Consider the following 24,840-nt stretch of genomic DNA (forward strand, 5'->3'; position numbering starts at 1 on the left):
TATATGTTAATCAGTGGTAAAGAAATCCTAAGTGTAGCAAATCAACATGGTTTTGCTGTTCCTGCCTTTAATGCGGGCTCCGGTCAATTATTAGAAGCTGTCATGCAGGCCTGCGAAGAATTGCAGTCACCTGTTATGATTGCCATCCACCCAGATGAACTCTCATTCCTAACAGACTCATTTGTCGATCAGGTCAAGTATTATGCTAACCATACAAAACTGCCGGTCTGCATTCATTTAGATCATGGGGCGTCCTATGAACAAGTAATTCACGCCATTCAGCTAGGATTTACATCCGTTATGATTGATGCTTCCCATCTCCCTTATGAAGAGAATGTGGCGATTACACAAAAAGTGGTAGCTGCTGCTCATCCCGTGGGCGTATCTGTGGAAGCAGAGCTTGGGACTATTGGCGATACAGGGAATAGCATTGAAGGAGGAGTGACAGAAGTTATTTATACAGATCCTGATGTGGCGCAAGATTTTGTAGAACGGACGGGCACTGACAGTCTGGCCGTTGCCATTGGCACGGCACACGGTATTTATCCGAAGAATATTAAGCCTCATTTACGGCACGATATTCTAGAAGAAATCACCAAGAAGGTATCTATTCCACTTGTTTTACATGGGGGATCAAGTAACCCAGATGAAGAAATCGCCAAGGCTGTGAAAATGGGGATTAATAAGATTAATATTTCGAGCGATATCAAGATTGTATTTGCCAATAGATTGCGGGAGCAACTTAATAGTGGGGATAGCGAAATGCGTGAGCCAAATGTGCTATTCCCACCATGTATGCTAGAAACTAAGAAAGTGGCAGAAGATAAGATCCGTCTCTTTAATTCAGCAAATAAAGCACAGCTCTACTATCAATAAGGTGAGGAGGGTTTCGTATGAAAATTGTTGGGATTGCAGCTTGTACAGCTGGTATTGCTCATACCTATATTGCAAGGGAAAAAATCATGAAAGCTGCGCAAGCCTTAGGGCATGAGATAGCCATTGAAACACAGGGATTAGCAGGTACTCAGAATAATTTATCTGCCCAAGAAATTTCAGAGGCGGATATCGTTTTAATTGCAGCTGATATTAAGGTTGGTGGCCGTGAACGTTTTAGCGGTAAGAAGGTAGTGGAAGTTCCAACAGGTGTGGCGGTTAAGTCACCCACAAAATTAGTTGAGAAATTACAAGAACTCGTTCAATAATAACCTCAAATCTAAAAGGAGTGAGTCTTATGAGTAAGAAGATTGAAATTAAAAAGCACTTGATGACTGCTATTTCCTTCTTTCTTCCCATTGTGGTAGCCTCAGGTTTCTTATTGGCTATTGGGAATATGATGGGAGGTACGTCCATTACGGACTTCAAGGCAGGCTTTAGTTTTGCAGATACGATGACGACCATGGGGGGCTATGGTTTAGGCCTCTTGCCAATGATTGTTTCTACAGCTATTGCCTACTCTATTGCGGATAAACCGGGTATTGCTCCTGGCTTAATCGTTGGGATGGTGGCCTCAGGGATTGGGGCTGGCTTCCTTGGTGGCTTGGTAGGGGGCTACCTTGTGGGTTATACCGTGGTTACAATTGTAAAAAGTCTTAAGGTGCCAGAATGGATGCAAGGCTTAATGCCAACCTTAGTGATTCCATTTACTAGTTCATTCATTGCCGGGCTAATTATGTATTACATTATTGGTACACCAATTAACTGGGTAGCTTCTCAAATTACTGGTTACTTAGGTGGATTAGATCGGTCTCAATTACTCTTTTATGGTGCGATTATTGGGATTCTTAGTTCAATCGACTATGGTGGTGCCATTAACAAGGTCGTTTTCGCCTTTGTCTTCACGCTATTCTCAGAACAAATCTATGAACCTATCACCGTCTTGATTTTAGCTTCTATGGTGACACCATTTGGCTTGACCATGGCTTACTTCATTGGCAAGGTAATAGGGAAGAATATCTTCAATAAACAAGAAGTTGAGACCCTAAAAACAGCCTTTCCTATGGGGGTGTGCCAAATTACAGAGGGCTGCTTCCCAATTGTCTTGAACGACCTCTTCAAGAATGTCATTGCGACAGGTGTCGGCGGGGCTGTTGGGGGTGCGCTCAGTATGCTTTGGGGAGCAGATAGCCATATTCCAGCTTCAGGTATGTTTGCCGTCTTTACTATGACTCGTCCATGGGCATTTATTGGAGCCTTGCTATTAGGTTCCTTGGCAACAGCCATCACAATTTTAATTTTACGTCCACAAGTGGATCCAGAAGCAGAAGTTGTAATCCAAGAAGTGGAAGAAGACGAATTATCATGGGATGATTTGAAAATCAGTTAGATTGCGAAAGGAGGGGTGCTATATGATATCACCTGAAATGAAGTTAGCCGTTCAACAACTATATCGTGAGTCAGGAATGGTTTTTCGTCCAGATGAGCTAGAAGCAATTGAGTATGCAGATTTTGGGCTTAATGATTTTGAACGAGAAGGATTAAGTCTTATCATTTATGATAATAACGAACGCTACTGTGCTAAAGAACTTGTATTATTACCAGGGCAAATTTGCCCTGAACATCGTCATCCTGAGAGAAATGGTCAGCCAGGAAAGCAGGAAACTTTTCGATGCCGCAAGGGCTCAGTAGACTTATTCGTTGAAGGTCCTGAGTCAGGTGGAAGAGATCAGGTTCCTAAAGGCAAAGAGTCAGTATATACGGTATTTCACCATATTCATTTGGAACCAGGACAGCAGTTTGTGATTAGTCCCAATACAAAACACTGGTTTAAGGCAGGGGCTGAAGGAGCGATTGTCTCGGAATTTTCTTCTTCTAGCGATGATGCCAGCGATATATTCACGGATCCTAATATTCGACGTGTGGAACCATAAAAAGGAGGTGAAGCTTCATGGCATATGTGCTAGGGATTGATTTAGGGACAACGAGCCTTAAAGGCTTAGTCGTGGATAAACAAGGACAGCTTGTCGCCCAAGCGCAGGTTAGCTATGAAACGCAGCACCCACAGCTTGGTTATTCTGAACAAGATCCGGCTGTCTGGACAGGCGCTATGGATGAGGTGATGGAGCAATTAACTAGGTCTTTGCCTGAGCTTGCGAGTGGCTTAGAAGCCATCTCTTTCTCTGGGCAGATGCATTCACTTGTTATGTTAGACCAGAAAGGCCAAGTTTTGCATCCCGCTATCTTATGGAATGATGGTAGGACCCACGAGGAGTGTAAAATTCTGGAACATATTTTAGGGAAAAGGCTAATCGAAATTAGTAAAAATGTTGCTTTGCCTGGATTTACACTGCCTAAATTACTTTGGGTAAAAAGAAACTTACCTGAAATTTGGACTCAGATACGATATTTTCTCCTGCCAAAAGACTATTTGCGCTATTGGTTAGGTGCCCCTATGCAAATGGATTATTCTGATGCCTCGGGTACCTTGTTGCTTGATATGAAGCAAGGCAAATGGTCGGAAGAATTGTGTCAGAGTTTGGGTATTCCATTGGAATGGTGTCCACCTTTGGCCGAATCTATGTCGGTTGTTGGTTGGCTTCGGCCAGAACTTGCCCAAGAGTGGGGGCTGAAAAAGCCTGTTAAGTTAGTAGCTGGTGGGGCGGATAATGCCTGTGGAGCTTTAGGAGCGGGATTAATTCCAGAACAAGGCCTTGTGAGTATCGGGACTTCAGGTGTCTATCTGCAACTAGGGGCCTTACCTGACGAAACTACTGGACGTACGCATGTTTTCCAACATGTTGTGCCTGGCCAGTACTATCAAATGGGGGTTACGCTAGCAGCAGGAGATAGTCTCAAGTGGTATAAGACACAGTTTCTGCCTGACTTAAGTTATGAGCAGTTATTTGAAGCAATAGCAGAACATGACGCTAAGGAGGCTATTCCACTGTGGTTTACGCCTTACTTACAAGGTGAACGCTGTCCTTATCCTGACAGCAAGGTGCGAGCAAGTTTTATGCATCTCGATATTAGTCACGGCCCACTTGATTTAGCACGTAGCATCGTAGAAGGGATCACCTTTTCCTTGCGAGATCTGTTTCAACTAGTAGAAAAGGAAACTAAGGGTACCCCGACTTTGCTTCGTTCTATTGGGGGTGGAAGCCAATCTGACTATTGGTGCCAACTCCAGGCCAATATCTTCGCTAAACCTATCATCACGATTCAGCCTGAGCAAGGTCCTAGCTTGGGAGCTGCTATGCTAGCTGCGATGGCCATGGGCTGGTTCGAGAATTTTTCATCCTGCCAGGAACAGTTCCTAAAACTGAATCAGCAGTTTCATCCTGAAGAGAATAAAATTCAACATTATCAAGAATTATACGAAGTATATGGGCAGATTTATCCTCGTACATGCAACCTGACAGATTAGTTTTTTGGTCTGACCTTGAATAGTCGAACCATAGAAAATGAATAGAGCCAAGACCTTAGGGAAGATAAGGTCTTGGCTCTATGATTATTCTAAGAGAACCCTACTCTGTAACCAAACTGTAAGCCACCAAAAAATGCGAGAGGTAGTTGTTTGGGCTATATATAGAGGGAGGGGTCTTTATGTATGCGGCTTTGAATGGAGCGGGTAAGTTGGTCTATGCTAGTCAGGTGGCGGGGTTAGTGGGGGAGGGGCCCTGGTTTTGTCCGCGCTGTCATCGGCCGCTTAAATTACGGTCGGGGAGACGGGTTAGACCCCATTTTGTTCATATGGATGGTGTTTGTGGGCAAACTAAATTAAGTAAGCGCCAGGTCATGGAGTCGGAGCGGCATCAAGCGGCCAAGCGTCTTTTAGGTCAGACCTTCCAAGCCCAAGGCGAGAGTGTGAGTTTGGAGTATTATTTGCCTTCTTCGGGACAATTTGCGGACCTCTACCTGCCCCAGCGTCAGTGGGTGGCGGAGTATCAACAATCGATAATTTCCGCTCAGCTTATGACTAGTCGGCAGGCGGATTATCAAACCTTGGGTCAGACAGTGGTCTGGCTATTATCAGCTGACGTCCTAAGGGGCAAGTTCAAGACCCGTTGGAAACAAACTTGCCTACACTATGCTCCTGGTTGGGGTTATTATTGGCTAGCCCTGGATGTGGAGGGCGCCTGCCTAGTTCAGGATTTTAATCTGCCTTTAGTCTATTCCCGCCTGTCCTATACTTACCAAAGTCGTACCCTCTTACTGAGGACTTTGTCTCAGCAGGCTTGGCAGGCGGATTGTCTGGCTTATGGTGCTTGGTTGGGACCAAGGGCTTGTCACTGCCAAGAAGGCCAACCTACCAGCCATATACGCAGCCATTTGGTGGCTGGTCACCAATCTTATTGGCGTCAACTCTATCAGGAGGGGATTCAGGTGGGCTCTCTGCCGGCTTGGTGCCTACAGGGGCGCTATCAAGTCCTCGTCAGCCCAGAGCCTGGTTGGGTCTGGTTGGCCTATCAGGCTGCTTTTTTGAAGGAGGCTAAGGAAGCCAAGCAAGGATTTACAGGCCAGGAATGGTTGCTTTTCCATGAAAGTCTAGTAAAGGCCGATAAGCTTCACCTTGCCCCGACGCCTTTGTTAGGCGAGGAGGGGCGAGCTAGACTGCTGCCTGAAATTTGCCAATCATTCCTTCGGCTGTGGCATTGGCTGGCACAAAACCTAAGCGTTTGATCGAGATAGGGGCCTTTATCGTGTTGTTAGCTAAGGATTGGCATGTCAAACATGATCGATGTGACTAAAAGGGCACTTCTTCCTCTTCTTCAAGGGCTTTCAATTCAATTTATAAGTGAATTGTGCTAGAATTTATTATGTCTAACTATTTACTAACTTTAAGATGAGGTGACCTTATGTCAGAAGAAACATTACGCACGCGTGAACAACAACCTGAAGCCTTTACCTGGGACCTGACTTCGCTCTATGCGGACGCAGATCAATGGCAGGCTGAATATGACAAGGCAGAAGCTATGGTAGCGGACTTAACATCCTACAAGGGCACCCTGGATCAAGGTGGCGCCCACTTAGTGACTGTTATTGAGGCTATTCAAGCGGCTTGCTTAGTAGTTGAGCGTCTCTATGCCTATGCCCACCTAACCTACGATCAAGATTCGACCAATAGCGCTGCCCAAGTCCTCAATGCTCGAGCTATGCAGCTTTACAGCAAGTTGGCAGAAGCCATTGCCTTCTTCGACCCTGAACTTTTGAGCTTGCCATCCGAAACGCTGGAAGCTTACTTCCAAGAAACACCTGAATTAGATTTCTACCGTCAGTACTTGGATGATATTACCCGTGGGCGTGCCCACACCTTGTCGGCTTCCGAGGAGACCCTCTTAGCGCAACTAGGTGAGATTTTCAGCAGCCCTTATTCTACTTTCTCCTTGTTGGACAATGCTGACTTTGTCTTCCCAACCATTGAAGGGCCGGAAGGGCAAGCGGTACAATTAACACACGGGACCTATGGTCGTCTCTTGGAAAGCACTGACCGCCGTGTGCGCCGCGATACTTTCCAACAGTACTATACTGTCTACAACCAATTCAAGAATACCTTAGCCAATGTCTTATCTACCAATATTAAGACTGATAACTACAAGGCCAAAGTCCGCCACTATTCATCTGCACGGGCTGCTGCCCTCTTCCGCAATAATGTGCCGGAATCCGTCTATGATACCTTGTTAGAGACAGTGGGCGATCACTTGGGCTTACTCCACCGTTATACCGCCTTGCGTAAGGACCTCTTGGGTCTAGACTCACTCGAAATGTATGACCTTTATACGCCGCTTCTTGGGGATGCTCCAATCAAGTTTAGCCAAGCAGAAGCGCGGGATATTGTGATGGAAGCTCTGGCGCCAATGGGACCAGATTATTTGGAAATCATGGCTAAGGCCTTCGATGAACGCTGGATTGACTGGTATGAGAACAAGGGCAAACGCTCAGGCGCTTACTCAGGTGGGATGTATGACAGCAAGCCTTATGTCCTACTCAACTGGCAAGACAATATTAATTGGCTCTTCACCTTAGTTCATGAGTTGGGTCACAGTGCGCATTCCTACTTGTCTCGCACTAACCAACCTTATGTTTACAGTGATTATTCGATTTTCTTGGCTGAGATTGCCTCAACTACTAATGAAAATCTTCTGACGGACTACCTCTTGAAGAAATATCAAGATCCTCAAATCCGTCTCTATGTCCTCAACCACTTCTTGGATGGGGTTAAGGGAACGGTCTTCCGCCAAACCCAATTTGCGGAATTCGAGCACTTCATGCACCAAGCAGATGCGGAAGGAACCCCATTAACTCACGAATTCTTGACCGAGAACTACCGCAAATTGAATGCTAAGTACTACGGACCAAGCGTTAACTCTGACTCTGAAATTGGGCTAGAGTGGGCTCGAATTCCACACTTCTATTACAACTACTATGTCTTCCAATATGCGACTGGTTTCTCCGCAGCAACCTTCTTCGCAGACAAGATTGCCGCTGGCGACAGTGCTTTACTTGAAGCCTACAAGGGCTTCCTTAAGTCAGGTTGCAGCCTCTATCCAATCGATACCATGAAGAAGGCTGGGTTGGATATGACGCAACGTGACTATATCGAAGCAACACTCAAGGTCTTCGAAGCGCGCTTGAACGAGTTTGAAGCCCTCTTGGCAGAAACGAAATAATTCAATAAACTGGGGAAGTGAGCCTTCTCCAGTTTTTTTCTTAGCTATGGGGTTTAGGACTGAGCACTACTTTTATTTTCCCACCGCAACTGCTAGAAATCTGACGCTATACGTGATAAAATTTAAGTATGCGACTTTCTAAGAATATGAGGGATTGAATGAAAAAATTTGAATCATTACCGGCGGAACTGCAGACCGAGCAGGTGCGCCCATATTACGAGGCCTTGGCCGCTAAACGCGGGCAACTATTCTTGAAACGGGCCTTCGATATCTTGGTGAGTGCTATCTTGTTACTCTTACTCTCGCCAATTTTACTCTTTTTCGCTATTTGGATTAAGTTAGACTCACCAGGGCCGGTCTTCTATCGCCAGGAACGGGTGACAACCTACGGAAGAATCTTCCGAATTTTCAAGTTCCGGACGATGAAGGTGGATGCGGACAAGATGGGGTCCTTAGTGACTCTCAAGAATGATGACCGCATTACCCGCGTAGGCCATGTCATTCGCCGTTATCGTCTAGATGAACTACCTCAATTGTTGAACATCTTAACAGGGGATATGAGTCTGGTTGGTACGCGACCCGAAGTAGCCAAGTATGTGGCTGCTTATACGCCTGAGATGAAGGCTACCTTGCTCTTGCCAGCTGGGGTAACCTCTACGGCTAGTATCCTCTTCAAGGACGAGGAAGAATTAATTGCTAAGTTCATCTTGGAGGGGATGGAAGTGGATGATATCTACATCACCAAGGTCCTACCAGAGAAGATGCATTATAACTTATCTTATCTTAAGAATTATAGCTTTCTAGGCGATTTGAAACTCATGGTTCGAACTGTCTTGAAGGTCTTCAAATAAAGGAGCGTTCGCTATGAAAAAATGGAATATTCCCTTCTCACCACCTGACTTAGGCCAGGAAGAAATTGATGAGGTAGTGGATACCCTCAAATCCGGTTGGATTACCACCGGACCTAAGACTAAGAAATTAGAAGTAGAGCTTTCCAGCTATACTCAGACGCCACGGACAGTCTGCTTAAACTCAGCTACTGCAGCTCTGGAATTAATTTTACGTGTATTAGGAATTGGGCCTGGCGATGAAGTCATTGTGCCAGCCTTTACCTATACGGCTTCCTGTGCGGTAATCGAGCACGTAGGAGCGACGCCAGTCTTAGTTGACTTGCAGTCGAGTGGCTTTGAGATGGATTACGACTTATTGGCTGCTAGCTTAACGGCTAAGACCAAGGCAGTAATCCCGGTTGAAATCGCTGGGATTCCTTGTGATTATGACCAACTCATGTCAGTTCTAGAAGCTAAGAAGGATCTCTACCAAGCCAATCCTGATCATGCTATCCAAGTGCTCTTTGATCGCGTGATTGTTATTTCGGACTCTGCTCACGCCCTAGGGGCAACTTATAAGGGCCAACCAGCAGGGACTTGGGCGGACTTCACTTCCTTCTCCTTCCATGCTGTTAAGAACTTTACGACTGCAGAAGGCGGAAGCGTGACCTGGAAGGCTCGTCCAGGTCTTGATGATGACGAACTCTACCGTCTCTTCCAAGTCTTCTCCCTACATGGCCAAACCAAGGATGCCTTGGCTAAGACCCAGCTAGGGGCGTGGGAATATGATATTGTCATCCCAGGTTTCAAATGTAACATGACCGATATCATGGCTAGCATCGGCTTGGTACAATTACAACGTTATCCAGGTCTCTTGGCGCGTCGTAAAGAATTGGTAGCGCAGTATGATCAAGGTTTCGCTGGCACCCCTATCAAGCCTTTGCCTCATCAAGGCGCGGATTATGAATCTTCTCGCCACCTCTACATTACCCATATTGAAGGGGCTAGTCTGGAAGACCGAAACCGCATCATCACCTTGATGGCAGAGCGGGGCATTGCGACCAATGTCCACTACAAACCACTGCCGCTGCTCACCGCTTATGCTAATATGGGCTTTAAGATGGCGGACTATCCAAATGCCTATGCTTATTATGAAAATGAAATTACCTTGCCTCTACATACCCGTTTGACGGATGAAGAGGTAGCCTACATTATTGAAAGTTTCCGTGAGGTTGTGGCCCAAGTCCTTGAGGAAGGGGTGTAGACTGATGTTAGTTTCAATCATCACGACGGCGATGAACGAGGAGGCTTATTTGCCAGGTCTCTTCTCAGATTTTCTCAACCAGACCTATCCCCACGATCAAATTGAAATTATCCTCATGAATTCTATGTCGACTGATAAGACACGAGATCTGATGCTAGATTTTCAAGCTCAGTTCCGCGATGAATTCTACGATATTCAAGTCCATAACAACCTACGCAAATCACTGGCGGCCGGCTTGAACGAAGGCATTAAGGTGGCGCGCGGGGAGTGTGTCCTCAAGGTAGATGCCCACGCGACCATTCCTGAAGATTTTGTGGAACAGAACGTGGCGGTTATCTCTCAGGGGGAATTCATCTGTGGCGGTAAACGTCCGACCATCATTGAATCAGACGATCCATGGAGCAAGACCCTGCACCAGGTGGAAGAAGCCATGCTAGGCAGTAGCATTGCCTCTTACCGTAAGGCCGATAGTCCTCGCTATGTCAAGTCGATTTTCCATGGCATGTATAAGAAGTCTGTCTTTGACCATGTTGGGGAACTAGATGAGCGACTAGGCCGGACAGAGGACAATGAAATCCATGACCGTCTACTCAAGGCTGGTTATCAAATTAAGTATGATCCTAGAATTGTCTCCTATCAATATATGAGACCTAACTTCAAGAAAATGGTGAAGCAAAAATACAGCAATGGCTACTGGATTGGCATGACCAGTCATGTTCGACCATCCTGCTTATCGCTCTATCATTTTGTACCATTTGTCTTCACCTTAGCGGTGATTTTCTCTATCCTTATGTTGCCTGTAACAGGCTGGTTCTTAGGACTCTTGGCTCTGGCCTACTTTGGCGCTATGGCTGTCGTAACAGGTCTCACGATCCGTAAGGAAGGCTTCCTACCACACTATTTGGCCATGCCATTCCTCTTGTTGGCTGTCCACCTAGCCTATGGGGTAGGAACCATTGTAGGGCTCTTCAATGGTTTACGTTGGCGACAAGAATATTTTGCTGATGAGGAAGAAGCAGAAAAGACAAATTAACCCCGTCTAGCCCTTATGAAAGGAAGATATCTATGTATTCAAAACAAATCGTAAAGAACTGTGCTAATGCAAGTTTTATCCGTAAGATGTTCGAGAAAGGCTTGGAATTAGCCAAGCAATATGGCCCAGAGAATGTCTATGACTTCTCCATCGGTAACCCTTTTGCTGAACCACCAGTAGACTTACGTGAACGCATGAAGGAATTGGTTGATCAACCAGGTGTTCACCGGTATATGCCAAATGCTGGTTTCCCAGATGTACGCGAGAAGGTGGCTGCTTATTATAGCGCACGCTCTGAAAAGCCGATCCCTGCCAGCCATATTGTCATGACGACCGGGGCAGCAGGTGCCCTTAACGTCTTGTTCAAGGCAATTTTGAACCCAGGCGAGCGCATCGTAACTTTTGCGCCTTACTTTGTTGAGTATGGCTTTTACGCTCAAAACGTGGGCGCTCATTTGGATACAGTAGAAACTGAATCAACTGACTTCTTACCAAACATTGAAGGCTTGCGCCAAGCGATTAAGCCCGATACCCGGATTCTCTTGTTAAACTCTCCTAACAACCCAACCGGTCGCATCTATTCACGTCAAGATTTAGAGGCAGTAGCTGGGGTATTACGCGAAAAGTCAGCAGAATTCGGCCAACCAATTTTCTTAGTATCGGATGAACCTTATGCAACCATTACTTATGATGGCCATCAAGTTCCGAATGTCTTAGATCTTTATGAGCATGCCATCGTGGTTAACTCCTTCTCCAAATCTTTAGGTTTGGCGGGTGAACGGATTGGTTACATCGCGGTTGGGGCAGATGTGCCAGAAGTGGAAACTTTAATGGATGCCCTCATCTTCTGTAACCGGACCTTAGGCTTCAACAATGCACCTGCCCTGGCTCAAAAGGTCGTAGCAGAGTACTTGGATGTCTTGCCTGATGTAGCGGACTACCAAGCTAAACGTGACCTACTCTATAAGGAACTAACAGCCCTTGGTTTCGAGACCAACTTGCCAGAGGGAGCCTTCTACTTCTTCATGAAGGTGCCAGCTAATTTTGAAAGTTCTGTTGAATTTGCTAACTATGTAGCCGACAAGCACCAAATTCTGGTCGTGCCAGGTTCTGGTTTTGGCTGTGAAGGTTATGTCCGTCTCTCCTACTGTGTCAAGATGGAAGTAGTTGAGCGTTCGCTCAAGGCTTGGCAGGCTCTAGCAGCTGAGTTAGGCCTCAAGAAATAAATAAATTAGTAAAACGCCTCCTTGTGTATTCAAGGAGGCGTTTATTGCATTCAAAAATCCCAAGTGATAGGAAGTCACTTGGGATAATTTTCTTTAAGCCTGGTTAAAGGCATCCAGGAAGCGACGGAGGCCGGCGCGACCTTCTGAGGTTTGCTTGTAGACTCCAGCGTCTTCAAGGACTCGGGCGAATTTAGCGCCGACAGCTGCTTGGAGTAGACGATCGACTTGGTCAGGGGTCACATCAGGATGGCTAGCAGCCAAGTCTTGAGCCCAGCTTTGATGATAGTCAGCTACTTGATCCAAGGAGGCTTGGCCTAGTAAGAAGTCCTTGATGGTGGCTAGCTCGCCTACTAGGCGTGGAGGCAAGATTGCCAAGCCCATGACTTCAATCAGGCCGATATTTTCCTTCTTGATGTGTTGCACGTCAGGATGTGGATGGAAGAGACCATCTGGATAGGTGTCAGTGGTCCGGTTGTTGCGCAGCACCAAGTCCAATTCGTAGGCGCCATCTCGACGTCTAGCGATTGGCGTAATAGTATTGTGCGGAGTCTCCCCACTAAAGGCTAGGATGTCACAGGCTTCGTCGCTGTATGCTCGCCAGAAGTCGAGGAGCGCCGTCGCTGCATCCGCTAGTGGCGCCTTATCTTGGCTACGTAATCGAATAACAGATAGGGGCCATTTGACTAACTCAACACTTAAATCTGGAAAGGCGCTTAGGCTAGCCGTCTCATAGGCTGGAGCCTGATCCATAGGGAAGGTGTGACGCCCGCCCTGATAGTGGTCGTGGGAGAGAATAGAACCGCCCACAATTGGCAAGTCGGCATTGGAACCGGCGAAATAATGTGGCAATACCTCAATAATGTCCAGTAGGTGCTCGAAGCAAGCGCGGTCGACCTTCATGGGTACATGCTCTTGGTTGAGGAAGATGCTGTGCTCGTTATAGTAGACATAAGGCGAGTACTGCATGCCATAGTTTCCGCCACCTAGCGATAGGCGAATTAGACGGTGGTTTTGACGCGCCGGATGATTGGTGCGTCCTCGGTAACCTTCATTCTGCATACAGAGTAGGCACTTAGGATAGTGGCTTGGCTTGGCTAATTTGGCTGCGGCAATATCCTTAGGGTCTTTTTCAGGCTTGGAAAGGTTGATGGTAATCTGCAAGTCGCCGTAGTCGCTGGCCGCGCTAAAGGCAATATTCTTGGCAATGTGGCGGGTCTTGATATAATCATTAGCCCGCGACAAGGCATAGAAATAATCTGTGGCCCGCTCTGGTGACTCCTGGTAGAGGGCCCAGAAACGTTGATTGAGCACAGAAGGTAGAGGCGTCAACAAATCCATAATAGCCGCCTCAAAGGCCTCGCGGCCGAAGGCAGAGTCTGCAATTAAGCCTTGTTCCAGGGCATAAGCCTCTAGTTGGTCTAGAAAGTCTAGGAGGCTTAGCTCAGAGTCTAGGGCTTGCTCACAAGAATCGAGACCATCTAGTGCTAGACGTGCTAAGAGCTGGTTGACGGTGTAATCGTAATCTAAGGGGTCTAGCCAGCCATCTTGGATGGCCCGGCTGACAAAATGGTGAATGGTTTGGTCAATAGGAATAGTCACAGCGTTCGTCCTCTCTGCTTGCCTGATTTTTTGGCAAGCATTCATCATGATTTAGTCAGCTAGAGCGTGGGCACCAGCGCCAACTTGGGCAATATAGAAGCTAGCAGGGTAGCCAATACTTGCCTCATAAGCTTGGCCAATGGCTGCTTGAACAGCCTCAACGGCATCTTTAGCCACTAAGGCAATGGCACATCCGCCCATGCCGGCACCTGTCATGCGAGCGCCTAGGACGCCTTCTTGTTGCCAGGCCGTGTGAACCAGGGTGTCTAGCTCACGGCCCGTTACTTCATAGTCTTCCTGTAAGCTCATATGGGAAGCATTAAGGAGTTGACCGAAGGTCTTCAAATCGCCGGCAGTCAAGGCTTCTTTGGCTTGGACCGTCCGTTGATTCTCGTAGACTGCGTGTTTAGCCCGACGTTCTAAGACTTCGTCATTAATCAGATGACGGCTAGTTTCAAAGCCATCAGGGCTCAATTGGCCCAGGCTTTGGATTTGCATGCCACCTGCTTGCAGACGGCGCAGGGCTTCTTCGCACTGGCTACGACGTTCATTATATTTTGAATCTGCTAACTCGCGGCGTTTGTTGGTATTCATAATCAGTACTAGGTGTTCGCCGAAAGCCGCAGGGACCAGTTCGTAATCTAGGCTATTGGTATCCAGATAGATGGCCATGTCTTTGGCCCCCATACCAATGGCAAATTGGTCCATAATACCAGAATTAACGCCAATGAAGTGGTTCTCGACTTGTTGGCCAATCTTGACTAAATCCAGACGAGTTAAGGTTAAGTCGAAGAGGGCTTCCAACGTAATCCCCACCAATAATTCCAAGGAAGCAGAACTTGAGAGACCTGCCCCGTTAGGGATATTGCCATAAACCAAGAGGTCGAAGCCTTGGTCGATGATGTGGCCGGCTTGGCGCAAGAATTTGACTTCGCCTTTGACAAAGTTAGTCCAGCTATCTTCTGGTCGGTTAACTAGCTCTTGCGATAGATCAAAGCTGATGAGACCAGCTTCTTCGAAGTTGAGAGAATAGCAACGAACTAAGCTATCTTGACGTCGACGGGCAATACCGTAGGTCCCTTGGGTGATGGCACAAGGGAAGACGCGCCCACCGTTATAGTCGGTGTGCTCACCAATCAGATTAATTCGCCCAGGTGCGAAGAAGGCCCGGCCGGGTTCAGATTCAAAAACTTCTTGAAATCGAGTGTGTAAAGCAGATAATTCCATACAAGTTCCTCCTAGTACTAGCTAGATAATTGAGTAATATAGTTCTATTATACGACTAAATGTAAGGGTGTTCAATGTTATTTCTAACAGAATTTTTATCCTTTTTGGGTAAGGGCCCTTTACGTTTACTTTTTAAGTCCAATTTCGGTATAATAAGGAGGTGAGAAAAATAGGAAAGGAGGGTGGCGCCATGATTCGCAGTGTCCCCCTAAACGCCCAGGATGTCTGGATTAATATTGAAGCGGATGCCCTAGAAAAACATCCCGAGTGGATCGAGGAGTTCGACTTGGACGATGAGATAATCGAATATGCGGCCGACCGTAATGAGCGGGCTCGGGTGGATTATGATCGCCAGAGCCATACCTTCGTCCTGATTTTCAATGTGCCTAATCGCATTAAGCAGACCCGGCACTATGAGACCGTACCGATGACCTTCATCGTTCAAAAGCATCGTCTGATTACAATCAGTAACGAGGAAAATGCCTATATTCTGCAACGTATGCATCGCAACCTAGAGTTAGAGCCAGAGCAAAGCCTCTTCGGTTTTCTATTCGAAGCCCTCTATCGGGTGACGGATGAGTACTTCCCTTTGGTTGAAGAAATCAACCGTGAACGAGATCAATTGACCCGGCTCTTGCGTGACAAGACCACGCGGGAGAATCTCCTGGCCTTATCGGATATGGAGACTGGCATGGTCTATTTCATCACTGCCAGCAAGCAGAATACCGTCCTCTTGGAGCAATTGCGGACCTTATTGGTTTTCCGCTCGCTAACGGAAGTAGAGCGGGAGCAATTGGAAGATGCCCTGATTGAAGCGCGTCAGTTAGTGGAAATGACCCAGTTGACAGGCCAAACCCTACAACAACTGTCAGACACCTATAACAATGTCTTGAATAATAACTTGAACGATATTTTTCGAATTCTGACCACGCTAGAGATTATCCTCATGGTACCGACCTTTGTGACCGGCTTCTTCGGTATGAACGTGCCGATTCCCTTTGCCAATCATCCTCTGGGCTGGTTGATTACCTTGATTATTAGTATTGCCGGATGCTTAGTGATTAATGGCGTCCTCAAAAATCTCTTGGCCCGAAAATAAGAAAGGAGGCTCCCCATGATTAGCATGCGACCAATCAACGAGACAGATAGCTGGCTCAATATTGACGTGGACACCATTGCCTCCCGGCCGGACCTCCTCAGTCAATATGGCTTAGATGAAGAGATTGTCGAATACGCCCTGGACCGTAATGAACGTGCCCGAACCGAGTACGACCGTGAACGCAATACCTTTATCATCATCTATAATGTCCCTAATCCCATTAAACAGGATTACCACTATGAGACGGTGCCCATGACCTTTATTGTTCAGCCCAACCGACTTATTACGATCAGCAATGAGGCCAATGCTTACCTGATACCAGAATTCAGCCGTTATCTAGACGCCAACCCTGGGGTTTCGGTCTTTACCTTCCTCTTTGCTTCACTCTATACCGTGTCTGAACAGTATTTCCCTTTGGTCGAGAAAATCAACCAGGAGCGCGACCAACTCAACCAAGTTCTTAGACAGAAGACCACCAAGCAGAACCTCTTTGCCTTGTCGGACTTGGCTACTGGGGTTGTATACTTCGTCTCAGCCACCAAGCAGAATGTGGTGTTGTTGGAACAACTGCGGACCCAGTTTATGTCTCGTCTGCTGGATGAGACGGCGCGCGAGGAGTTGGAAGACTCCTTGATTGAAGCCAAGCAGTTGGTGGAAATGACCCAGTTGACCTCGACTATTTTGCATCAGCTGTCGGGCACCTATAACAACGTCCTGAACAACAACCTGAATGACACCATGAAACTCTTAACCATTGTGTCCATTCTCCTGACGATTCCAGATATTATCACCTCCTTCTTCGGGATGAATATGCCCCTGCCTTTCGAACAAGATGCCATGGGCTGGGTCTATATCTTGTTGATCTCGGCAGTTGGCTGGGTAATAGGCCTGCGAATCCTCAACTATCTCATGGATAAGAAGCAATAGCAACTAGGAAAGGGGGCAGACGTCACATGGCCCTGATTGAACAAGAAGTAAAAATTGCCTTGGAGGCTGAGAGCTTTGCTCGGCTTAAGGCGGGTTTAGGGTTAGATAGGGTGGAACCACGCCAACAGGTTAACCACTATTACGATAGTGAGCAGGGCGCCCTTAAGGAAGCACGGGCTGCCTTGCGCCTACGGCAATACGACCAAGTGAGTGAGTGGACCTTTAAGCAGGCTTTGGACCAGTTTCAAGCCTTGGAAATCACACAAACTAATCCGGAGCGCCTAGATTCGGTTCCTGCTAGTCTGGCTGGCTCCTGGATTCAGGATGAGGATCTCTTAGCTGCCTTAGTCAAAGTAGGACTAGAGCCCCAGGACTTAGTTCTGCGCTACGGTTTTCAGACACATCGTTGGACCCTAGACTTAGGCTGGAGTGAGTTGGTGCTAGATCAGACTCTCTATGGGGACAAGGTCGACTTTGAGCTAGAGTTAGAAGCTCAAGACCTGTCCCAGGCTCAAGACTATATAGCCAAATTAAGCCAGACCTACGATTTTCCGCTCCTAGCAGCAGACAAGAAAATTGCCAGAGTTAGCGCCCATTATGCCGCATTAGAGAAGAATAAATGAGCTAGTGGTCCACTCCAAAGAGTGGACCACTAGCTACATGGGAAAAGGACGAAAAGAGCCCAAAATGCCGAGAAAGTCGAGAGCCAGTGGTCCACTTTGGAGAGTGGACCACTAGCTAACTGAGAAATAGAAGAGAACAGTCCGCTTCATCCCAGCAGAGCAAGATTCAGTCTCAATGTCTTTTAGCCGGGCTATAAGGCATTTCATTAGAACTTGTCTATTCTTTGTGTTAAGATAAATTTAAGAGATCCAGTCGGAGAGGAGGGAATGTCGCATGCCACAAGAGCAAGTGGCCTATCAAGTATCGGGCCATGGTCAGGCCAGATTATTTGAGTTGTATCTCTTTGTTAACCCCCTAGGGCAAGATTGCCGCAGAGTAGAGCGCGAACTCAGCCGTGCGATTAAGCAAATGCCGGCCAAGACGGATGTGCATATTCTCTGCTTCACCAGTCAACCTCTCATTGCCCGTTACATGATGCAGCTGGGTTATGAACCTCAGGACTTGCGTCATCGTAACGAGATTTTCCAGAAGATTTATTCTGCCACCTTGGCTTACCGGGCAGCGGGTCTGCAAGGCAAACGTCGTGGCCGTCAATACCTCTACGAAATGCAAAGTCGCATTAATTCTGATTTAGAACGGCTGACGGATGACTTTTTGGCCAACTTAGCCTGTGATATTGGCTTGGACTTGGCCCTCTTCGAGAGTGACCGACGTTCTCAATACGTCAAGGAACTCTACTATCGTGATCAAAAGATTGCGCTCGAGATGAAAGTACAAGATACACCGTCACTCATTATTTTTGAACAGTGTTCCGGGGACTCCGGCATCCTCTTACAAGGACCGATGGAGTGCCAACACATTCTGGAACAAGTGGACTTATTAATGGATAAAACATGCTGCCCTCGACCTACTCGGTTGAAGCTGGTCGCAACAAAAAAATAATAAGAGAGAGGCTAGAACTTGGTTCTAGCCTCCTTTTTTTGGTGAAATGGAGTGGGGTAGCGTACTAATTAGGTAATTAAATGTGACAAAATATTCAAAAACAACAAGAATCCTAAACATTTCAGCAAGAATGTGCAAGAATTATTAGGGAGATTTTAGTAAAATAAAAGAGATATCTTCATATTCAAAGGAAGTGCCTTGCGTTATTTAAAGAGTTTAAGTGCAAAAAAATAGCACCGAATCGGTGCTCACTCAACAGAGTTGATTACGGATAAAACCTTATTTTAACGCGCTGTGTTGTGTTGAATGCTTATCAACAACATCATATTAGCACATAATTTCTGAGAATGCAACTATAAATTTGGGGGAATTCATATGCGTAAAGAATATAGTATCGGATTAGATATCGGGACACATAGCGTAGGCTATGCTGTGATTTATCATGATTTCACAGTTCCGGCCAAGAAAATGAAGGTCTTGGGAAATACGGACAAGAAACACATTAAGAAAAACTTGATTGGATCAGTAACCTTCGATGAGGGAAGAACGGCTAGTGATCGACGCCTTAGTCGTGGTGCGCGCCGTCGCTATACACGTCGTGCCTACCGCCTTAATACATTGCAGCGTTTCTTCGATGAGCCCTTGAGTGCTGTTGATCCTAATTTCTTAGCTCGACTTAAGGAGAGCTTTTTGGTTGAAGGGGACAAACAGTATGCTAAGCATCCAATTTTTGCAAATGAGGCTCAAGAAAAAGCATATCATGAAAAATTTCCAACCATCTATCACCTTCGAAAATTCCTCGCAAATACTAAAGAACAAGCTGATTTGCGATTTGTTTATTTGGCATTAGCTCATATTATCAAGTATCGCGGGCATTTTCTCATTGATGGACAGCTGAATGCTGATAATACTTCAGTCAAGACAATCTTTAATCAATTTGCGCATGCCTATAATGAGGCCTTCGCCTTATCTCAGGATTTCGTTGCTATTTCAGAAGAACAGGGGATGAAGGTAGAGGAGATTCTAACCGACGTCAAATTAAGTAAATCTGGCAAGGTTGAAAAGACTTTAGAGCTATTTGAAGGTCAAGCACGTAATGGTAGATTAAAGCAGTTTTTATCACTTATTGTCGGAAATCAAGGAAACTTCAAAGGTCACCTACCTATTGAAGAAGATGCTAAGTTACAGTTTTCATCTGAAAAATATGATGAGGATTTAGAGAGCTTATTGGCTACAGTGGGGAATGATTTTAGTGATATCTTTGCACTGGCTCATAATGTCTATGATGCGATGCTGTTGTCAGGGATCTTATCGGGTGTGGACAGTGAAACTAAGGCTAAGTTATCAGAGTCTATGGTGAAACGCTATGAGACTCACCAGCAAGATCTTGATGATTTTCAGGCCTTCATGAGATTACGCTGCACCGATAAAGAATATAAAGACATGTTTAAGAACCGCGAGGTAACAGGCTATGCTCAATACATTGAGGGAACCTTACCAAGTAAGTCTGGCTATACAAAGTGTGCAAGTCGCGCAGATTTTTATACCTATGTTAAGAAGGTCATTGAAGGCAGAGAAGGGGCTGAACCTTTCTTAGAAAAAATCAGTCAAGATCGCTTCCTACTTAAGCAACGTACTTTTGAGAACGGTGCAATTCCTCATCAAATTCAGTTGAAAGAACTAGAAGAAATTATTGACAATCAAGGACAATATTATCCTTTTCTGCTAGAAAACAGAGACAAACTTAAGGCTATTCTAACCTTCAGAATACCATACTATGTTGGGCCTTTAGCCAAGCATAAGAAGTATAGCGACTTTGCTTGGCTTGAACGAAAGTCAGATCAAGCGATTACTCCTTGGAATATTCATGAAGTCATCGATGTGGACCAAACAGAAGAAAAATTCATTGAGCGGATGACAAATTTTGACACCTATTTACCTACCGAATCTGTATTGCCAAAACACAGTTTAATCTATGAACAATATATGATATTCAATGAGTTAACGAAGGTCCGATATGTATCCGATCAGGGACGAAAAGTATTCCTTAACTCACGCGAGAAGGCCTTAGTTTTTGACGAATTATTTAAGAAGCATCGTAAGGTCACACGGAAACGACTTGAAACCTTCTTATCGCTTGAATTTAATATAGAAGGAGTCAAAGTAGAAGGGATTGAGGATAGCTTTAATGCTAGTTATTCTACCTACCACGATTTGAAGAAGGTAGAGGGAATGGCAGAATTTATGGATGATGAATCTTATTTTGGCCAAATTGAACAAATTATTAAGATTTTAACCATTTTTGAAGATCGTAGCAGTATCGAGCGCCAATTAAGCCAATTTGATTTCTTGCCTGAAAAGACTCGTAAAAAACTAAGTCGTAAGAAATATACAGGTTGGGGTAGTCTATCTAAGAAATTACTGGTGGGTATCAGAGACCGAGTGACTCATAAGACCATCCTTGATTACCTTAAGGATGATGAGCATGAAGGGCGCCCACTGAATAGAAACTTAATGCAGCTTATTAATGAAGAAGGACTGTCATTTAAAGAATACATTGCGACAAATCAGCCCGAAATTGGTGAGACAAGCCTTCAGGATATTGTAGCAAAAATTCCAGGTAGTCCCGCGATTAAGAAGGGGATTCTAAATAGTCTTAAAATTGTCGACGAACTGGTCGGAATAATGGGGTATCAACCAAGTAATATTGTTGTCGAAATGGCGCGTGAAAACCAAACGACTAAGCGGGGTAAAACACTACCACGTGAAAAAGGGCTGAAAGAAGCCATTGATAAATTAGGGTCTGCTATTCTAAAAGAGTTCCCGACAGACAACAAGTCATTGCAAAATGATCGTCTCTATCTTTATTATTTGCAGAACGGTAAAGATATGTACACCGGCAATCCTCTAGATATTCATCGTTTATCCGACTATGATATCGACCATATCATCCCACAAAGTTACCTCAAAGATGATTCGATTGATAATAAGGTCCTTACTAGCCGTGAAGCCAACCGAGGAAAACTAGACGATGTACCAAGTCGAGAAGTAGCTGAGGCTAGAATTGGATTCTGGACTAGTCTATTAAAATCTGGTCTGATTAGCCAACGTAAGTTTGATAACCTCACTCGAGGATTACGTGGAGGCTTAACAGAAGAAGCCAAGCAAGGCTTCATTCATCGACAATTAGTAGAAACGCGCCAAATTACTAAGCATGTTGCACGCATCTTGCATCAGCGTTTTAATCAAGAAAATATGCCAGAAGTTAATATTATTAGCCTCAAATCCCGCATGGTTAGCACCTTCCGTAAGAGTTTTGGTCTCTACAAAGTACGTGACATCAATGACTATCACCATGCGCATGATGCTTACTTAAACGCAGTTGTTTCCTTATCAGTGCTGAAAGTTTATCCTCAAATTAGTCGTGACTTAATATACGGCCAATTTGGCAAACATCAACGAGTTAAGGGAACACAGGCAACGAAGGAATTTTATCTCTATAAGAATATTCTTAAGTTCTTTGATAAGGAACTTAAAATCCATTCTGGCACTGGTGAGGTCTTATGGAATCAAGAAAAAACTCTCGCTCAGGTCAGAAAAGTATTAGAGTGTCCTCAGATTAATCTAGTGAAACAAGTCAAAGAGCAAAAAGGGACATTCTCCAAAGAATTTATCTTAGTTAAAGGGTATTCAGACAAGCTAGTTCCTTGTAAGACTGGGTTAAGTACTGAAAAGTATGGTGGTAAGGGCTCTCCGAACACAGCATATACCATTGCAATACAGGAACCCCAAAAAATAGGGAAAAAATATTTGGGAGATTTACACGCAGTTACTATTCAAAACAGCCTAAAATATAAAGATAATCTAGAACGACTAGTTGCATCTCTCGGGTTGAGTGAAGAAGTTAGGGTTATTAAGTTACCAGTTTATTCCTTAATACAATTCGATGATGGTAAGAAGAGGCTCTTTATCAGTCCGAATGAGTTACAAAAAGCCAATCAGTTAGCCTTAAGCCAAAAGTATTATGCGCTTCTATACCATTCGGCTAGATGTGGAGACTTAAATTCTTCAGAGAGTTTGGACTATGTCATTCAGCATAGATTAGACTATGATCAATTATTGGAGATATTGTTGAGCTTTTCTATCAAATGGAATGGAACAATCTCAATTGCGAAGAAAATCAAAGAATTGTACACGGAGAACAAAAATACTGATATTAAGGAAATTGCTGCATCATTTGTTTCCTTGGCCTCATTAGTATCGAGTGGAGCATCTAGTGAGTTTAATTTCTTCGGGAAGAAAATTGATAGAGTAAGATATCGAGGTTCAGATGCAAAAAAATGTTGGAGTGGCACTTTGATTTACCAATCCATTACAGGATTATATGAGACACGTGTTAAATTGGAGGATCTATCATCATGGGATGGCGCACAGTTGTAATCAACACCCACTCCAAGTTAAGTTATCAGAATAATCACCTAGTTTTTAAAGATGCTTACCGGTCAGAAATGATACACCTGTCAGAAATAGATGTCTTGCTGTTGGAAACGACGGACATTACTATTACGACCATGTTGTTAAAACGCATAGTGGATGAGAAGATTCTATTAATCTTCTGCGATGATAAACGGCTGCCAGTTGCTCAACTGGCACCGTTTTATGGTCGCCATGACAGTAGTTTACAATTGACTAAACAAGTGGCTTGGCCACAAGAAATAAAGGCGGGAGTATGGACACAAATTATTGCACAGAAGATCTTGAATCAGAGCTTCTATCTAAGTGATAATGGTTTTCATGATAAGGCTCAATCGATTATGGATTTATATGATGCGCTTGAGGTGTTTGATCCTTCTAATCGTGAAGGGCATGCCGCGAGAATCTACTTTAATACTTTATTTGGAACAAAATTTTCGCGTGATGATTTAAGCGACATAAATGCTGGATTAGATTATGGCTACACACTCCTATTGGGAATCTTCGCTCGTGAAATTGTGATAACTGGATGTCTTACGCAGTTTGGGCTCAAGCATGCTAATCAATACAATCAATTTAATTTAGCAAGTGATATCATGGAGCCTTTTAGGCCGGTTGTCGACCAAATTGTCTACCAACATCGTGATTTAGAGTTTAAGAAGATTAAGAGTGCGCTTTTTGCAATGTTCACTAACAAGTATAGCTACAACGATAAGGAGATGTATTTGACTAATATCATTAGTGATTATACTAAACGAGTGATTAAGGTTTTGAATAATGAGACTGAAGGAGTTCCTGTATTTAGGATATGAGTTATCGATTTATGCGGATGATTTTAATGTTTGATATGCCTGTAGACACGATTGCAGACCGACGAGCCTATCGTCAATTTCGTCAGTTTTTGTTGAGTGAGGGCTTCATTATGCATCAGTATTCGGTCTACAGTAAATTATTATTGAATGGGACGGCCAATACAGCCATGATAGGACGTCTAGAGGAACATAATCCTGCTAAGGGCAAAATTTCTGTACTGACAGTTACTGAGAAACAATTCTCGCGCATGCTCTATTTAAGCGGGAACCAGAATACGAGTGTTGCGAATTCTGATCAACGTTTAGTATTTCTAGGGGAGGATTATCAAGATGAACCTTAACTTCCATTTGCTAGACGAAAAGATAAGTTTCGAGGATTCTAAGATTTTAGTGATCGAGGACTGTCGCGTGTTTGCTGAACTAGTTAAGGAATGTTATTATTATTCTGGTGAAGGTAAGGTAAAATTGTTTGATACCAAGCAGACCTTATTGAAGCCTGCAGAAATTCTCTTAGTTAGTGACCTTTTATCTTTTGATCTTAATTCAACAACTGTACTTAAGCAAGTTTATCTAGACCTGGAGAATCAGATGAATGAGGTCCCGGAAGTGAAATCTACCATAGAGCACTTAGCAGCTAATATTTCAGATATCATAGCTGAGCAATTGGTCGAGAGTGAGTTGATGCTGACTTATGACGAAATTACAGTACTAGAGCTCATTAAAGCTCTAGGTGTAAAAATAGACGATAGTTCTATTTCCCATTTCGATAAGTTACTTGATATCTTAAAGTTATTCAAGTACCTATCTAAGAAGAAATTACTGATTTTCGTTAATGTTGCTAGCTATTTTTCAACTGAAGAACTGGGAATGATTTTTGAACAAATTCAGTTACTTAAGTTAGAGGTATGGTTTTTAGAACCTAGGAAAATAGAGGGTCTTCGGCAGTATTGTTTGGATCAAGACTATGTATTAATGCTAGAAAATATGGTATAATATCATTAATGAATATCACAAATTAATAGGCATTCAGAGCTGAAAGTAGCTAGACTAATGGCGCGATTACGAAACCGCCGCGGGGTTCTGCGAGGTTTTAGAGCTGTGTTGTTTTGAATGCTTACCAAACATTCAGGATAAAATTGTATGTTCTGAATAAGTTTTAGAGCTGTGTTGTTTTGAATGC

21 protein-coding genes are annotated in these 24,840 nt (G+C 44.6%); 19 read left to right on the plus strand and 2 right to left on the minus strand.

Annotated features, from left to right (window positions below; genetic code table 11):
* The first annotated feature begins 3 nt into the window (after positions 1-3).
* From HMPREF3093_RS07015 to HMPREF3093_RS07065, 11 genes are all read left to right on the plus strand, one after another.
* The gene (locus HMPREF3093_RS07015) at positions 4-876 is read left to right on the plus strand and encodes a ketose-bisphosphate aldolase (RefSeq protein ID WP_070756284.1); all 873 of its coding nucleotides are present in this window, start codon (positions 4-6) and stop codon (positions 874-876) included.
* 17 nt (positions 877-893) lie between these two features.
* A complete protein-coding gene (locus tag HMPREF3093_RS07020; protein ID WP_070756285.1) occupies positions 894-1,202 on the plus strand; it encodes a PTS fructose transporter subunit IIB in 309 nt (102 codons plus the stop codon).
* Between the two features lie 29 nt (positions 1,203-1,231).
* Positions 1,232-2,323 carry a PTS fructose transporter subunit IIC gene (locus tag HMPREF3093_RS07025; protein WP_070756286.1) on the plus strand — a complete coding sequence of 364 codons (1,092 nt, stop codon included), beginning with the start codon at positions 1,232-1,234 and terminating at the stop codon, positions 2,321-2,323.
* Positions 2,324-2,345: 22 nt separating this feature from the next.
* Complete coding sequence (locus tag HMPREF3093_RS07030; RefSeq protein ID WP_070756287.1) at positions 2,346-2,867, plus strand: D-lyxose/D-mannose family sugar isomerase; 522 nt, start codon at positions 2,346-2,348, stop codon at positions 2,865-2,867.
* A gap of 17 nt (positions 2,868-2,884) precedes the next feature.
* Complete coding sequence (gene xylB, locus HMPREF3093_RS07035) at positions 2,885-4,360, plus strand: xylulokinase (RefSeq protein ID WP_070756288.1); 1,476 nt, start codon at positions 2,885-2,887, stop codon at positions 4,358-4,360.
* Positions 4,361-4,539: 179 nt separating this feature from the next.
* A complete protein-coding gene (locus HMPREF3093_RS07040; RefSeq protein ID WP_070756289.1) occupies positions 4,540-5,616 on the plus strand; it encodes a competence protein CoiA in 1,077 nt (358 codons plus the stop codon).
* A 176-nt stretch (positions 5,617-5,792) separates the two neighbouring features.
* Entirely contained in the window at positions 5,793-7,604 is a 1,812-nt protein-coding gene (gene pepF, locus HMPREF3093_RS07045) for an oligoendopeptidase F (protein WP_070756290.1), read from the plus strand.
* 158 nt (positions 7,605-7,762) lie between these two features.
* Positions 7,763-8,455 (plus strand): sugar transferase, encoded by a 693-nt coding sequence (locus HMPREF3093_RS07050; RefSeq protein ID WP_070756291.1) that lies wholly within the window; start codon positions 7,763-7,765, stop codon positions 8,453-8,455.
* A gap of 13 nt (positions 8,456-8,468) precedes the next feature.
* Positions 8,469-9,698 (plus strand): DegT/DnrJ/EryC1/StrS family aminotransferase, encoded by a 1,230-nt coding sequence (locus tag HMPREF3093_RS07055; protein WP_070756292.1) that lies wholly within the window; start codon positions 8,469-8,471, stop codon positions 9,696-9,698.
* A gap of 4 nt (positions 9,699-9,702) precedes the next feature.
* On the plus strand, positions 9,703-10,731 hold the full coding sequence (locus HMPREF3093_RS07060; RefSeq protein ID WP_070756293.1) for a glycosyltransferase family 2 protein: 1,029 nt from the start codon (positions 9,703-9,705) through the stop codon (positions 10,729-10,731).
* A gap of 32 nt (positions 10,732-10,763) precedes the next feature.
* Complete coding sequence (locus tag HMPREF3093_RS07065) at positions 10,764-11,957, plus strand: pyridoxal phosphate-dependent aminotransferase (protein ID WP_070756294.1); 1,194 nt, start codon at positions 10,764-10,766, stop codon at positions 11,955-11,957.
* Positions 11,958-12,050: 93 nt separating this feature from the next.
* On the opposite strand, the gene galT is transcribed toward HMPREF3093_RS07065, so the two are convergent.
* A complete protein-coding gene (gene galT / locus HMPREF3093_RS07070) occupies positions 12,051-13,550 on the minus strand; it encodes a UDP-glucose--hexose-1-phosphate uridylyltransferase (protein WP_070756387.1) in 1,500 nt (499 codons plus the stop codon).
* A 57-nt stretch (positions 13,551-13,607) separates the two neighbouring features.
* Positions 13,608-14,783, minus strand: a complete 1,176-nt coding sequence (locus HMPREF3093_RS07075; protein WP_070756295.1) for a galactokinase — start codon at positions 14,781-14,783, stop codon at positions 13,608-13,610.
* A 190-nt stretch (positions 14,784-14,973) separates the two neighbouring features.
* On the opposite strand from HMPREF3093_RS07075, the gene HMPREF3093_RS07080 reads away from it, so the two are divergent.
* From HMPREF3093_RS07080 to csn2, 8 genes are all read left to right on the plus strand, one after another.
* Complete coding sequence (locus HMPREF3093_RS07080) at positions 14,974-15,882, plus strand: magnesium transporter CorA family protein (RefSeq protein WP_070756296.1); 909 nt, start codon at positions 14,974-14,976, stop codon at positions 15,880-15,882.
* A gap of 15 nt (positions 15,883-15,897) precedes the next feature.
* A complete protein-coding gene (locus HMPREF3093_RS07085) occupies positions 15,898-16,809 on the plus strand; it encodes a magnesium transporter CorA family protein (RefSeq protein WP_070756297.1) in 912 nt (303 codons plus the stop codon).
* A gap of 26 nt (positions 16,810-16,835) precedes the next feature.
* The gene (locus HMPREF3093_RS07090) at positions 16,836-17,432 is read left to right on the plus strand and encodes a CYTH domain-containing protein (protein ID WP_070756298.1); all 597 of its coding nucleotides are present in this window, start codon (positions 16,836-16,838) and stop codon (positions 17,430-17,432) included.
* A 274-nt stretch (positions 17,433-17,706) separates the two neighbouring features.
* Positions 17,707-18,375 (plus strand): DsbA family protein, encoded by a 669-nt coding sequence (locus HMPREF3093_RS07095; RefSeq protein WP_070756299.1) that lies wholly within the window; start codon positions 17,707-17,709, stop codon positions 18,373-18,375.
* A gap of 375 nt (positions 18,376-18,750) precedes the next feature.
* Positions 18,751-22,815, plus strand: a complete 4,065-nt coding sequence (gene cas9, locus HMPREF3093_RS07100) for a type II CRISPR RNA-guided endonuclease Cas9 (protein ID WP_070756300.1) — start codon at positions 18,751-18,753, stop codon at positions 22,813-22,815.
* Positions 22,794-23,660, plus strand: a complete 867-nt coding sequence (cas1, locus tag HMPREF3093_RS07105; RefSeq protein ID WP_070756301.1) for a type II CRISPR-associated endonuclease Cas1 — start codon at positions 22,794-22,796, stop codon at positions 23,658-23,660. The genes cas9 and cas1 overlap by 22 nt, the downstream gene beginning before the upstream one ends.
* Positions 23,657-24,001, plus strand: a complete 345-nt coding sequence (gene cas2 / locus HMPREF3093_RS07110) for a CRISPR-associated endonuclease Cas2 (RefSeq protein WP_070756302.1) — start codon at positions 23,657-23,659, stop codon at positions 23,999-24,001. The genes cas1 and cas2 overlap by 4 nt, the downstream gene beginning before the upstream one ends.
* Positions 23,991-24,653 (plus strand): type II-A CRISPR-associated protein Csn2, encoded by a 663-nt coding sequence (csn2, locus tag HMPREF3093_RS07115; RefSeq protein WP_070756303.1) that lies wholly within the window; start codon positions 23,991-23,993, stop codon positions 24,651-24,653. Before cas2 ends, csn2 begins: the two co-directional genes overlap by 11 nt.
* Positions 24,654-24,840: the final 187 nt, after the last annotated feature.

It is taken from the genome of Abiotrophia sp. HMSC24B09, assembly GCF_001815865.1.
Taxonomy (GTDB): domain Bacteria; phylum Bacillota; class Bacilli; order Lactobacillales; family Aerococcaceae; genus Abiotrophia.